The sequence below is a fragment of the Actinomadura livida genome (genome assembly GCF_014648675.1).
Lineage (GTDB): Bacteria > Actinomycetota > Actinomycetes > Streptosporangiales > Streptosporangiaceae > Spirillospora > Spirillospora livida.
On sequence record NZ_BMRO01000004.1, the window covers coordinates 329,686 to 342,116 of the forward strand.

General features: G+C 69.6%; 15 protein-coding genes and 1 tRNA gene. 11 read left to right on the forward strand and 5 right to left on the reverse strand.

The window, feature by feature from the left end; translation table 11 throughout:
- Positions 1 to 18: 18 nt before the first annotated feature.
- Positions 19 to 600, reverse strand: coding sequence for a 5-formyltetrahydrofolate cyclo-ligase (locus IEZ03_RS11175; RefSeq protein ID WP_184888517.1), 582 nt, complete (start codon positions 598 to 600; stop codon positions 19 to 21).
- Positions 601 to 633: 33 nt separating this feature from the next.
- On the opposite strand from IEZ03_RS11175, the gene galU reads away from it, so the two are divergent.
- The 9 genes from galU (at position 634) to IEZ03_RS11220 (ending at position 7,444) form a co-directional block, all read left to right on the forward strand.
- On the forward strand, positions 634 to 1,569 hold the full coding sequence (galU, locus tag IEZ03_RS11180) for a UTP--glucose-1-phosphate uridylyltransferase GalU (protein ID WP_184888515.1): 936 nt from the start codon (positions 634 to 636) through the stop codon (positions 1,567 to 1,569).
- A gap of 26 nt (positions 1,570 to 1,595) precedes the next feature.
- Positions 1,596 to 2,804: a molybdotransferase-like divisome protein Glp gene (gene glp, locus IEZ03_RS11185; protein ID WP_184888513.1), complete on the forward strand. Its 1,209-nt coding sequence runs from the start codon at positions 1,596 to 1,598 to the stop codon at positions 2,802 to 2,804.
- Positions 2,801 to 3,280, forward strand: coding sequence for a cyclic pyranopterin monophosphate synthase MoaC (gene moaC / locus IEZ03_RS11190; protein ID WP_132051725.1), 480 nt, complete (start codon positions 2,801 to 2,803; stop codon positions 3,278 to 3,280). Before glp ends, moaC begins: the two co-directional genes overlap by 4 nt.
- Entirely contained in the window at positions 3,268 to 3,753 is a 486-nt protein-coding gene (locus IEZ03_RS11195) for a MogA/MoaB family molybdenum cofactor biosynthesis protein (protein ID WP_184888511.1), read from the forward strand. The genes moaC and IEZ03_RS11195 overlap by 13 nt, the downstream gene beginning before the upstream one ends.
- A gap of 99 nt (positions 3,754 to 3,852) precedes the next feature.
- Positions 3,853 to 4,473, forward strand: coding sequence for a GNAT family N-acetyltransferase (locus IEZ03_RS11200; RefSeq protein ID WP_184890898.1), 621 nt, complete (start codon positions 3,853 to 3,855; stop codon positions 4,471 to 4,473).
- Between the two features lie 215 nt (positions 4,474 to 4,688).
- On the forward strand, positions 4,689 to 5,213 hold the full coding sequence (locus IEZ03_RS11205) for a SepX/GlpR family protein (protein WP_184888509.1): 525 nt from the start codon (positions 4,689 to 4,691) through the stop codon (positions 5,211 to 5,213).
- Positions 5,214 to 5,260: 47 nt separating this feature from the next.
- A tRNA-Ala gene (locus tag IEZ03_RS11210) sits at positions 5,261 to 5,334 on the forward strand.
- 379 nt (positions 5,335 to 5,713) lie between these two features.
- Complete coding sequence (locus IEZ03_RS11215) at positions 5,714 to 7,147, forward strand: WGR domain-containing protein (RefSeq protein ID WP_184888507.1); 1,434 nt, start codon at positions 5,714 to 5,716, stop codon at positions 7,145 to 7,147.
- Between the two features lie 57 nt (positions 7,148 to 7,204).
- Complete coding sequence (locus IEZ03_RS11220) at positions 7,205 to 7,444, forward strand: hypothetical protein (RefSeq protein ID WP_184888505.1); 240 nt, start codon at positions 7,205 to 7,207, stop codon at positions 7,442 to 7,444.
- Positions 7,445 to 7,951: 507 nt separating this feature from the next.
- On the opposite strand, the gene IEZ03_RS11225 is transcribed toward IEZ03_RS11220, so the two are convergent.
- On the reverse strand, positions 7,952 to 8,761 hold the full coding sequence (locus IEZ03_RS11225; RefSeq protein ID WP_184888503.1) for an FkbM family methyltransferase: 810 nt from the start codon (positions 8,759 to 8,761) through the stop codon (positions 7,952 to 7,954).
- Between the two features lie 566 nt (positions 8,762 to 9,327).
- On the opposite strand from IEZ03_RS11225, the gene IEZ03_RS11230 reads away from it, so the two are divergent.
- Positions 9,328 to 9,717, forward strand: a complete 390-nt coding sequence (locus IEZ03_RS11230; RefSeq protein WP_184888501.1) for a RidA family protein — start codon at positions 9,328 to 9,330, stop codon at positions 9,715 to 9,717.
- Positions 9,718 to 9,806: 89 nt separating this feature from the next.
- On the opposite strand, the gene IEZ03_RS11235 is transcribed toward IEZ03_RS11230, so the two are convergent.
- Together IEZ03_RS11235 and IEZ03_RS11240 are read right to left on the reverse strand one after the other, a co-directional pair.
- Positions 9,807 to 10,571 carry an enoyl-CoA hydratase/isomerase family protein gene (locus IEZ03_RS11235; protein WP_184888499.1) on the reverse strand — a complete coding sequence of 255 codons (765 nt, stop codon included), beginning with the start codon at positions 10,569 to 10,571 and terminating at the stop codon, positions 9,807 to 9,809.
- Positions 10,572 to 10,682: 111 nt separating this feature from the next.
- Entirely contained in the window at positions 10,683 to 10,955 is a 273-nt protein-coding gene (locus tag IEZ03_RS11240; protein ID WP_184888497.1) for a UvrB/UvrC motif-containing protein, read from the reverse strand.
- A 348-nt stretch (positions 10,956 to 11,303) separates the two neighbouring features.
- Here IEZ03_RS11240 and IEZ03_RS11245 point away from each other — a divergent pair, with 348 nt between their 5' ends.
- Complete coding sequence (locus IEZ03_RS11245) at positions 11,304 to 11,888, forward strand: HD domain-containing protein (protein ID WP_184888495.1); 585 nt, start codon at positions 11,304 to 11,306, stop codon at positions 11,886 to 11,888.
- 13 nt (positions 11,889 to 11,901) lie between these two features.
- Here IEZ03_RS11245 and IEZ03_RS11250 read toward each other — a convergent pair whose 3' ends face one another.
- Positions 11,902 to 12,381 (reverse strand): MarR family winged helix-turn-helix transcriptional regulator, encoded by a 480-nt coding sequence (locus IEZ03_RS11250; RefSeq protein ID WP_184888493.1) that lies wholly within the window; start codon positions 12,379 to 12,381, stop codon positions 11,902 to 11,904.
- Positions 12,382 to 12,431 lie beyond the last annotated feature (50 nt).

Below are 12,431 nucleotides of genomic sequence, written 5' to 3' on the forward strand. Positions count from 1 at the left end.
GCCGCCAGGGGCGTTCCGTCAGCCGAAGCGCAGCATGCCGTCGGACGGGGTGGCGGCGGCGCGGACGCGCCGGTCGTGCGGTTCGGCCGGGACCGTCGGCAGGACCTCCGAGTCGTACAGCGGCGCCACGGTCAGGATCGCCGGGCCGACGCGGGCGAGCGCCCGGTCGTAGGAGCCGCCGCCGCGCCCGAGCCGCATGCCGGTCCGGTCGGTGGCGAGCGCGGGGACGATGACGACGTCCGCGCTGGCCACGGCGCCGGGACCGCGGGACGGCTCGGACGGCTCCAGGCATCCGCGCGGCCCCTCGACGAGCGAGTCGGGACCCTCGTAGGACGCCCAGTCGAGATCGCCGTCCGGGAGCACGCGGGGGAGGATCACGTACGCGCCGCGCTTCCACAGCGCGAACAGCAGGCCGCGCGTGTCCGGTTCGGTGCCGATCGAGACGTATGCCGCGATGGTCCCGGCCATCTCGACCTCGGGGACCGACAGCAGCGCGTCGCGTATCGATCTCCCGGCCGCGGCGCGGTCGTCCGGCGTCATCGCCGCACGCCTGCGGCGCAGCTCGGCTCGTAGGTCGCTCTTGGAAACGATGTCCTGCACGCTGCCGTCCTCGTGGGTGGCTAGGGTCTGTACATGGCCGACAATGCACCTGTGCTCAAGGCGGTCGTCCCGGCGGCCGGGCTCGGTACCCGATTCTTGCCCGCCACCAAGGCGACTCCCAAGGAAATGCTGCCCGTCGTCGACAAGCCGGCGATCCAGTACGTCGTCGAAGAGGCGGTCGACGCCGGCCTCAGCGACGTCCTGATGGTCACCGGCCGCAGCAAGCGGTCCATAGAGGACCACTTCGACCGGGCGTACGAACTGGAGGAGGCGCTGCGGGCCAAGGGCGACGACGAGCGCCTGGAGGCCGTGCATGAGTCCAGCGACCTGGCCATCATGCACTACGTGCGCCAGGGCGAGCCGCGCGGGCTCGGGCACGCGGTGCACTGCGCCCGCCAGCACGTCGGCGACGAGCCGTTCGCCGTGCTGCTCGGCGACGACATGATCGACGCCCGCGACAAGCTGCTGCGGCGCATGATCGAGGTGCGGCGGCGGCACGGCGGCAGCGTCGTCGCGCTGATGGAGGTCGAGCCCGACCAGGTCTCTGCGTACGGGTGCGCGGCCATCGAGGCGACGGACGAGGACGACGTCGTCCGGATCTCCGACCTCGTCGAGAAGCCCTCCGCCGAGGAGGCGCCCAGCAACTGGATCATCATCGGCCGCTACGTCTGCGACCCCTCGGTGTTCGACGTCCTGGAGAAGACCCCGCCCGGGCGCGGCGGCGAGATCCAGCTGACCGACGCGCTGCGCACGCTCGCCGACACGCCCGCCGGCCAGGGCGGCGGCGTCTACGGCGTCAAGTTCCGGGGACGCCGCTACGACACGGGCAACAAGCTCGAATACCTGCGGACCGTCGTCCAGTTCGCCGTGGAACGCCCCGACCTGGGGCCCGAGTTCCTCCCGTGGCTGCGCGAGTTCGTCCGCGAGCACGATGCCGGCGGTGGCGCGGCCGGCTCCGGGGACGCGTGACGGCACGCCATGCTGGGTCAGTGGGCATGAGATCGGTAGACGAGCACCTGACGGAGATCCTCGGCAGCGTCGCGGCGCTGCCGCCGCTCGACATGGCGCTGCTCGAGGCGCAGGGAACGGTGCTCGCGGAGCCGGTCTCCGCGCAGGCCCCGCTGCCGCCGTTCGACAACTCCGCGATGGACGGGTACGTCGTCGTCGCGGCCGACATCGCCGCGGCGAGCGAGACCTCCCCGGTCACGCTGCCCGTCGTCGGGGACATCGTCGCCGGCGACACCGGCGTGTCGGCGATCGCGCCCGGCCTGACCGCCCGGATCATGACGGGCGCGCCGATGCCGGCCGGTGCCGACGCGGTGATCCCCGTCGAGTGGACGGACGGCGGCAACGCCACCGTCCGGGTCTCCCGCTCCGCGCCGGCGGGCAACTACATCCGCCGGGCGGGCGAGGACGTCCGCGCCGGGCAGGTCGTCGTGGCCGCGGGCACCCGGCTCGGCGCCCCGCAGATCGGCATGATCGCCGCCGTGGGCCGGGCCCGGGTGACGGTGCGTCCGAGGCCCCGCGTGGTCGTCGTCGCCACAGGGGACGAACTGCGCGAGCCGGGTTCCCCGCTGGGGCACGGCCAGATCTGGGAGTCCAACGGCTACATGCTCACCGCCGCTGTGGTCGAGGCAGGCGGAGTGGGATTTCGGCAGGCCACCGTGGAGGACGAGCCCGGCAAGGTGCTGGAGATGCTCGAAGACCAGCTCGTCCGTGCCGACGCCATCGTCACCACTGGCGGGGTCTCCATGGGCACCAAGGACGTGGTCAAGGAGGTCTTGACCGGCACCGGGACGGTGAACTTCCACAAGGTGCGCATGCGTCCGGGCAAGCCCCAGGGGTTCGGCCTCCTCGAAGGCACGCCCGTATTCACCCTCCCTGGCAACCCCGTCAGCGCCTACGTGTCGTTCCAGGTTTTCGTACGTCCCGCTCTGCGCGCCATGCAGGGACTGGAACCCGACCCACTGCCCATGGTGAGCGCCGTCCTTGCGGAGGAGGTCGCGTCCCCCGCCGGACTGCGCCACTTCCTGCGCGGCAACCTCTCGTTCGACCGCGGTACGTACACCGTCACCGCCGCCGAGGTGCAGGGCTCACACCAGCTGGGGTCGCTGGCCACCGCGAACTCGCTCATCCAGGTGCCGGAGGACATCGAGACCCTCCCCGCCGGTTCCCGCGTCGACGTCATGAGGTTGCCGTCTTGAGTGCCAAGGGCTCGGAGTTCACGCACCTGGACGAGGCGGGCGCGGCCCGCATGGTCGACGTGTCGGCCAAGGACGTCTCGGCCCGCACCGCGACGGCGACGGGATTCGTCCGGCTATCGCCCGAATGCGTTGCCCTCCTGCGCGCCGGCGACGTCCCCAAGGGCGACGCGATCTCCGTCGCGCGCATCGCCGGGATCATGGGCGCCAAGCGCGTCCCCGACCTCGTCCCGCTGTGCCACCCGATCGCCCTGCACGGCGTCACGGTCGACCTGGAGATCCGGGACGAGGGCGTCGCGATCACCGCGGTCACCCGCACCGCCGACCGCACGGGGGTGGAGATGGAGGCGCTGACGTCGGTGAGCGTCGCGGCGCTGGCGCTGGTCGACATGATCAAGGCCGTCGACCCCGCCGCCGTGATCACCGACGTGCGGGTAGAGGAGAAGACCGGCGGCAAGAAGGGCGAATGGCGCCGATGATCAAAGCGATGGCGGTCACCGTCTCGAACCGGGCCGCCGCCGGCGTGTACGCGGACAAGTCCGGCCCTGTCCTCGTCGAGATGCTGGAGGACCTCGGCTGCCAGGTGGACGGCCCGGTGGTCATCCCCGACGGCGAACCGGTCGCCGGCGTCCTGCGCGACGCCGTCGCCGACGGCTACGACGTCGTCGTCACCTCCGGCGGGACGGGCCTCACCCCCACCGACCAGACCCCCGAAATGACCCGCCGGGTCATCGAATGGGAGATCCCGGGCATCGCCGAGGCGATCCGGCTGGAGGGCCGCGAGAAGGTGCCCGCCGCGATCCTGTCCCGCGGCCTCTCCGGCGTCGCGGGCGGCACCCTCATCGTCAACCTGCCGGGCTCCACGGGCGGCGTCCGCGACGGCATGGCCGTTCTCGGCCGCGTCCTCTCCCACGCCATCGACCAGATCAAGGGCGGCGACCACCCCCGCTGACGTGCCGTCGCGTACGAGAACGTCCCGCGTGACCGTTTTCTCGGGAAGAATCAATGGCGTTCGGACGTCCGACCAGGGAATCATGGAACCGTGGAACGTTTGCGGGGATGGCCTGCCACCCTGACCGAGGGTCCCGTCGGGCTGCGCCCGCTACGGCACCGCGACGCCGCCGCCTGGCGTGAGCTGCGCGTACGCAACGCCGACTGGCTCCGCCCCTGGGAGCCCACGAACCCCGAGACGCCGCTGTTCCGCAGCGGCCTCGGCCCCTACGTCAGCATGGTCCACACCATGCGCCGCGAGGCCCGCCAGGGTCTCGCCCTGCCCTGGGTCGTCACCTACCAGGACGTGTTCGCCGGCCAGCTGACCATCGGCGCGATCGTGTGGGGTTCGGCCAGATCCGCCCAGATCGGCTACTGGGTCGACAAGCAGGTGGCGGGCCGCGGCGTCATTCCCACCGCCGTCGCCCTCGCCGTCGACCACTGTTTCTTCACCGTGGGCCTCCACCGCCTGGAGGCGAATATCCGCCCGGAGAACACGGCGAGCCGCCGCGTCGTGGAAAAGCTCGGATTCCGGGAAGAGGGAATTCGCCGCCGCCATCTGCACATCGACGGAGCCTGGCGCGACCACATCTGCTACGCCCTGACCGTCGAGGACGTGCCCGGTGGCCTGCGCGCACGCTGGCTGGCCGAGCGCAAACAGGCATTTCCCCGGCGCACTTGAGTCCGCCGTGACTTTCCCTCCGTAAGAATCCTGCGATCGAGAAGCCGCGGCAAACGGAGAGTAACGGCGAGATCGATCTCGCGACACACCGCCCCTTATGCTCGTCAACCTCTGACACCCCCTCGTACCGTGCGGGGCGTGACCCTGCTCCCAATGCACGTTCGCGCGCCGAAAGTCGGCCCGCCTCTTGAGCGTGCCCTGGGACGGTGGTGCCGATGAGCAGCGCAGTTCTTTATCTCGCCATCGTCGCCGTCTGGGCCATGGTCCTCGTCCCGATGTGGCTGCGCCGCGACACCGAGGCGACCGGACTCACCCGCCTCCTCCACAAGCGCACCGACGAGCCCCTCGTCGAGGACGACGAAGAGGAGCCCGAGCAGATCCCGGCGCCCCGCCCCCGCGGCCGGTCGACCCGCGCCGCCGTCATCGCCCGGCGCCGCCGCCGCACCACGGGCCTGACCGCCCTGCTCCTCACCACCACGGCCGTCGCCGCCACCGGCCTCGCCCCGTGGTGGATCACCGCGCCCCCGGCCGTCCTCATGGCCGGCCACCTGGCGCTGCTCCGCGTCGCCGTGGGCATGGACACGGCCCGCCGCCAGGCCGCCGCCCAGGCCCGCGCCCGCGCCAGGGCCCGCGCCCGCGAGGCCCTCCTCGCCACCGAAACCGCCGAGGTCATCGAACTCCCCACCCCCGAGGAGGTCTTCGACCAGTACGCCCCCGACCGCCGCGCCGTCGGCGAATGACCCGTGCGCGAACACCCCCCGAAGTTTGCTAACCTTACGGAGTCCTCGGGGCTGTGGCGCAGTCCGGTAGCGCACCTCGTTCGCATCGAGGGGGTCAGGGGTTCAAATCCCCTCAGCTCCACCGAGAAACCCCAGGTCAAGGCCCTGTTCGGAGCATGCTCCGAACAGGGCCTTGATCGTTTGTCATCACGTTGTCATCAGGAGCGCCGCCACGAGATGACACGTTCCCGGCAGCCACCATCGATCCCGCGCGCCACCTCGCCGCGTCTGCCACCAGCCAGCCGATCGCCGTGGGGGCGTCTCGTGTGACCTGGGAGGGCCGCTGGACGGCCGCCGGGCCCCGCCCCGCGGCCTCGCGGAGGTCCCCGCCCTGGCCGCAACGCGACCGCGTCCTGCGCGCCCACTCCAGCCGGGTTCCTGGTCGATCTGTCGGACTTGATCTGTACGGTCGGCGACATCCGAGTCAGCGGTTCGCAGTATCAGGTGATCGAGAGGCTGGAATGGCGGAGCACCGCACGTACCTCGAGTTGTCCGAAGACGACGCCACCGCGCACAAGTTCTACGAGGTGGTCCGTTCCGGCACTCGGGTCACCATTACCTACGGACGGATCGGTGCCTCCGGCCAGAGGAAGGTGACCGATTTCGCGACCGAGGCCAAGGCCGAGACGGCCGCCGCCAAGAAGATCGCGGAGAAGACCAGGAAGGGCTACGCGCCGGCGGTGCGGGGCGTGCGGCAGGCCCGCCCTGTCACCAGGCGCACCATGGTCAGCAGCAGGTCGACGGCCCGCCAGGCACCGGTGCTGTGGCGGTTGGCCACCGGCGCTGCGGCGTTCGGCATCTTCGTGGACCAGGACCGGTGCTGGGTCGGCAACCAGAACGGCGACGTGTACACCGTCGCCACCGACGGCACCGTGACCGGCCACTACCGGCTGCCCAACGGGGTGAAGTGCATCGTCGCCGACGACTTCTGGATCTACGCCGGCTGTGACGACGGCAGGGTGTACGACCTGAGCGGCAAGGTTCCGCACGTGGCCTACGAGATATCCGCCGATGTCGACATCTACTGGCTGGACATCGATGACGCGATCCTCGGAGTGTCCGACCGCAACGGCCGCGTCACGGCTGTCGACCACGAAGACGAGTACCAATGGTCGCGCGACGTCGACGGCGACTCGGCCTGGATGGTGCGATGCGATGCCGGGAGCAACACCGTCTTCCACGGCCATTCACGCGGAGTGGCCTGCTATTCGGCCACCGATGGCAAACCGGTCTGGCGGACGCCGGTCGGCGGCAACGTGCTGTTCGGCTGGCAGGAGAATCGCTCGGTGTACGCCGCGACCGGCAACAAGGAGGTCTACAGGCTGGCCAAGGGCAATGGTGAGGTCGAAGCGGTGTACCGCTGTGACGCCGCCGTCTTCTCCTGCGCGGCCTCGCCCGACGGGCGCTACGTGTTCGCCGGCGACAACCACTCGTCCATCTACTGTTTCGACGAGGACGGCACGCGCCTGTGGAAACTCGGTACGGGGCACGGCTCGGCCTATTCGATGCAGTTCCTGGACGAGAGGGTCTACATCGTCACCACCGACGGTTCGCTGGTCTGCATCGACGCCTCCGAGACGGCCATCCATGCGGCTCAGCAAGGGTCGGTCCCCAAGCCCGTTGACGTGAAGGTCGCCGCGTCGCTGCCGACGTCCGAGCCGGTGACGGTACTGGAGACGACCTCGCAGCCCGGCGACGCCGTCATCCTGGAGTGCTATCAGGACGGTTCCCGCCACCGGGTGCGGGTCATCAGCGAGGGCTACGAGCAGACATGGAACGTGCAGTTCCCCAAGGAGATCCGCCAACCCGGCGCCCGCTACGCCGTAGAAGGCGTCCGCACCTCCGGACGGGGCGGCTTCTACCGGGCCTACGGCGAGATCAGACGGCTCCTCTGACCACGACTTTGTCAGTAATGACTGGCATTGTGGGCGCCGCGCGGTCGTAGAGCCTTCATGGCGCGATCTCTGATGTGCCTAGCGCTGGCGGCCACCATGCTGGTGAGCGGGGTCATCGGCACCGCGCGCCGCCGCCACCGGATCACATCCTGGACGAGCCTGCCGACGCCCCCGGGCCTTGGCGGCTTCAGCCGCGTTGTCCCGGTGGCGGAGGACGACGTCTGGGCCACGACCGGAACGGTCGCTTTCCACTGGGACGGTGCCGCCTGGACCGCCGTCCCGCTCCCCGACGACTGACCCGCGGCATCCTCGAAGACATCGCCGTCGACGCGTCCGGCACCGCCTGGGTGACGGACGGCGGCGGCATCCTTCACCGCTACCGGAATGGCGAGTGGACACCGGCGAAGCTCGGCCCCTACGGCACGACGCTCCAGGCCGTCACAGAGGTCCCCGGAACGAACAGCGTATGGACCGTAGGTGCGGACGGCCGCAACGCCCTTGCCTTCAAAACCTCTGAAGCCGCCAACCCCAACCCGGCGGCCATATATGGAGCTGATTGCGCCAGCGGCGACGGAATAGTGCTGCGTCGGCAGGCGGTGAGAGGCTGGTTTGGGAGATCCGACCGGCCTCTGATCATTTGCCGCCACGGCCGAGCGACACCAGATGGCACGACCCGGACCACCCGAACATCGCCCGCATCACACTGTCGAAGTACAGCCGCCGTGGCGATACGAGTACGTGAACCACTCCGAGGATTGGCAGGCTGCTCGCCCTTCAAGCGTGCGTTGCGGGGGGCGGTGGGTGTCAGTCGCTGGTGAATAGGACGGAATTGATGTAGCGCTTACCGGGGCACAGGGTTCTGCGGACGAAGCCTCGGTCTAGTTCGCGGACTGTTTCGCGCTGGTGGGTGCAGAGGTCGAAGTCGGCCAACAGTGTCCAGCCGGCGTCCAGGAGTACGCGGCCGGTGTAACCCCAGCCGCTCATCAGAGCGATCAGGCCCGGCATCTGCCGGTGGCGCTCCTCGACCTCGACGATCAGGGTGGGGCGGTCGCGCGCGATGGTCTCGGCGGCGCCGAGCAGTGCGTTCAGTTCGTGTCCCTCGACGTCGACCTTGATGAAGCGGACGTCGGTGAGCCCGAGGCTGTCCACGGTGATCCGGGCGACGCTCACGGGACGGCCGGCGCCGCCCGCTACCGAGGAGATCCCCGCTAAGGCACGGCCGTCGGGGACCCACAGGTCGATCTCTCCGCACTCGTCGGAGGCGGCGGCCTGCACGACCTCGACCTGAGGGAACGCCTGGCGCAGCAGTCGAGCCAGCCGCGGATCGGCCTCGACGGTCACCACCCGGTCCGCGCGGTCGGAGAGGCGTCGGGTCCACGGACCGAACCATCCGCCGATGTCCACCGCAGTGCCCCCGACCGGCACGTACTCGGGCAGCCGCGCTAACTCGGGCTCCAGCCTCGGATAGACCGTCCGCACCAGGCGGCCGATCAGTCCTGTCGGCAACGCCGCCGAGAGCCGGCGTCCCGAGGCTGCACGGCTGGCCCGCGCGGCCGGTGTTGCGGCGGCCGATTCCTCCCGCTCCGGTGTCGGGTCGAGGACGCCGTCAACCAACAGCCCGCTCCGTAACATTCCTAACGCCCGTAGGCAGCCGACGGCCGTCCGGCCATGCCGACAGGAATGGCCGGTGTCCGATTCTGAGGTAGACCACCACGTCGCGGAGCTTTGCCGGAGCGGGCGAACGACCGCCCTGGAAGGGGGGCAGGTCCAACGTCTGGTGATCATGCGTGACCATACTCCGGCGCGTGCCCGATGTCACCGTCAATGGCGGAACCCGGCCGCCTCCGGAAGTTCGTGTTGATCGTCAGCTGAGACAGATCACGCGCGCGGATTGTGACCTTGGACGGAGCGGATGCGGTTATCGCCGAAGGCGTCCTGGGTGCCGCCGCCTTCACCGGGGTCGGCTCATGTGGAACTTGCCCGGCCCGTTGCGACTCATCTTCCAGCGTCCGGACCCGGGTGGCCGGGGCCTTGTGCGTCGTTGGCGTGGGATTGGAGAGCACCGGGTGCATCGGTGCTGTGCGGCGGCCGGGTCTGCGGAGGTGTTGCTCAGAGCAGTTGGTTCATCGGCCGTGGCGTTGGGGAGTTCGTGGCCGGTGGCCGGTCGTTAGGGTTCGCGCATGACAGAACGACGTGTGATCCTCAGTGGTTCGACGTTCGAGGAGCAGATCGGCTACGCCCGTGCCGTGGTCGACGGCGATCGGGTGTACGTGTCCGGGACGACTGGGTTCGACTACGCCACCATGACGATCTCCGAGGACGTGGTGGAGCAGGCCGAGCAGTGCCTGCGCAGCGTCGAGACCGCGTTGGCCGAAGCGGACTGCACTTTCGCCGATGTCGTGCGGGTGCGGTATCTGCTGCCTGACCGCTCCGACTTCGAGCCTTGCTGGCCTGTACTGCGTCGTGCTTTCGGCGCGGTACGACCGGCCGCCACGATGATGGTGTGCGGGCTTGCCGACCCGCGCATGAAGATTGAGATCGAGGTGGACGCGCGGAAGGCCACCTCGTAAGAGTGGCGTCCGTTGTCGTAGCGGGAGCGGCGCGCTGACCACGGTGTCTTGTGGGGGGCCCTAGACTTGGCGTTTAGTTTCCTTTTTGGTTAGTGGCCGAGATAGCGGGGTTCGCGCTTTTCTAGGAAGGATCGCACGCCTTCGCGGTGGTCCTCGGTGGCAAACAGGTCGCCGAGTGTGGAGGTGACCCAGGCGCCCAGTTCGTCCCAGTCGGGGTCCAGGGCGCGGCGCAAACCGCGTTTGAGTGCGGCTACGGCTAGTGGCGGGTTGGCGGCGATCCGGTCGGCCAGTTCGACTGCTGTTTCCAGGACGCGGTCGTCGTCCACTACTCGGCCCACAAGGCCGATTCGCTCGGCTCGGTCGGCGTCGATCACCTCGCCCGTGAACAGCAGTTCCGCGGCGTGCTCGCGCCCGACTAGCTGGGCCAGGCGGGCGATCCCGGCCACGTCGCTGCACAGCCCGCGCTTGACGAACAGCTCACCGAACCGGGCCCGCCGTGCCGCCACCCGGAGGTCGGCCATCAGTGCCAGTTCCATGCCCCACCCCACTGCGGGGCCGTTCACCGCCGCGATGACCGGGATGTCCGTCTTCAGTAACGCCCCGGCCGCCGGGGTGATCTTGGGCTCCGGGCGGGACGGTGTTGCCTCGCCGCCGCCCATCAGCTCGCGGACGTCGTCACCGGAGCAGAAGGAGCGCCCGGCTCCGGTGACCACCAGGGCGCGGGCGGTCGTGGCGAGGACCAGTTCGGTCAGTTCCTCGTAGGTCTGGCGGCGCAGCGCGTTGTGCACCTCGGGGCGGTTCAGTGTGATGACGCCGACATGGCCGTCGGCCTCATAGATGACATCTTGCGGCATAGCGGCCGGTCAGTTCCTCTCCGTTAAGTCCTGGATCCGCTGGCGCAGCTCGTACCGTTTGCGGACGGCCGCGCAGCCTTGGTCTGCGGCTTGGCCGGGGGCAGGGGCACGTTAGACGGTGGTTCCGTGTTGGTGATGGAGGAGGGCGAGAAGGCTGTCCACTCTTGCCTGTAGTGGCGGGATCATATCGAGCGCGATGGTGAGGTGGGCCCTGGCCGTTTGCTCGTCGAGTTCTGCCACACCGTCGCGCACAATGGCCTTCTCCGCGTCCCTTATCTCGGCTGCACGCATGAAATCCTGGGCATCGACGGCGTCCTCCTTGGCGCGCCGTAACGCGGTGACCCGTTCTGTGATCAGGGCCAGCTCGTCGGGGAGCACGGGCACGGGGGCGCCAAGGGGTCTTTGACCTCCGGCGCATTCAGCACATCCGTAGCATGTGAGGGGCCTGACCTGCTCGCGCGCGGCTCGGACGCGGTCGACGGTGGCGCCTTGAGCCGCGAGCAATTCGGCAGCGAGGCCGCCCTCCAATTCTCGCTGTCGGCCGGCCAGTGCGGCCGATCAGGGTACGGCGGGCTTGGGTGGGTGGAGCGCAGCTGCGTCGCAGGCCGTGGGACGGTCCGACGTTCGGACGTGCCCGACGGTGGGGATTGGATTCGGCGTGGTGGTGCGGGTGTGCGGTCGTCCCGCAGTGCGGCGGGGCTGGGTGTGGCGGATTGTTGGGGAAGGGTGAGCATGGCGAGTGAGACTGAACGGCTGGCGGGGTTCCTGTATGAGATCGGGCTTCTCAAGCGATACAAGCGCACCGGGTGGTTCGTGGCGGGTGTGCAGGACCCCGAGAGCATTGCCGACCATTCGTTCCGTACGGCGATCATCGCGAGCGTCCTGGCCGCGATGGAGGGGGCCGATCCCGAGCGTGCCGCGCTGCTGAGCCTTTTCCACGACAGTCAGGAGACGCGTCTCACCGACCTCCCTTACCTGGCCAGGCCGTATGTGGAAAAGGCGTCCAACGAGGAGGTCACCGAGCACCAGACGCGCGGTCTGCCGGACGTGGTCACCGCGATGATCACGGGTGTCGTCGCAGAGTATGAAGGGAAGGCCAGCGCCGAGGCGATGTGCGCCCGCGACGCGGACAAGCTCGAGTGCCTCATTCAGGCCGTCGAGTACCGGGAGCACGGCAATCGGAACACCCGGCCGTGGATCGACAGTTCACTCGCCCAACTCCAGACCGCGTCCGCCAAGCGTTTGGCCGCGGAGGTGCAGAAGAGCGGTTCCCTCGATTGGTTCACGCGAGTGTTGAACGGCGATGAGGGTCCCTAGCCGGCGGTCGTTGTCAGGGCTCGCCGGTTCGGTTGGCGCCCTGTTCCAGGGCGGTCTCGTAGGCGCGTAGGGCGGTGATCACCGTTGCGCGGTCGGCGGGGGTCAGGTCGCGCATTACGCGTTCCCAGGCGGAGGCGTTGCCGGAGAGCCATTCGCCGATCGGTGCGGTGTAGGCGGGGGCGATGGCGATGATGCGGCGGCGGCGGTCGGCGGGGTCGGTGGTGCGCTCCAGGACGCCGCGCCGGGACAGCTCGCTCACCATGAGGCTCACGGTCGTCGGGGCGACCTCCAGCCGCGCGGCGAGTTCGTTGACGCTGGCGGGGCCGTCGTACTCCAGGTGCGCCAGCAGCGCCAGGTGGCGGGGCGCCAGGTCGAAGCCCTGGAGTGCCTGGGGGACGGGCAGGCGCTTGGCGCGGCCGACCAGCCGGGGCATCAGGAGCAGCAGGGTGCGGACGGCCTCGTCGACGGCCGGACCGTCCGGGGCGGTGGACATCGGCGGCCCCTCCAAGTACCTTTGAGTACAAAGCTTTTAAGGTCAAAGGG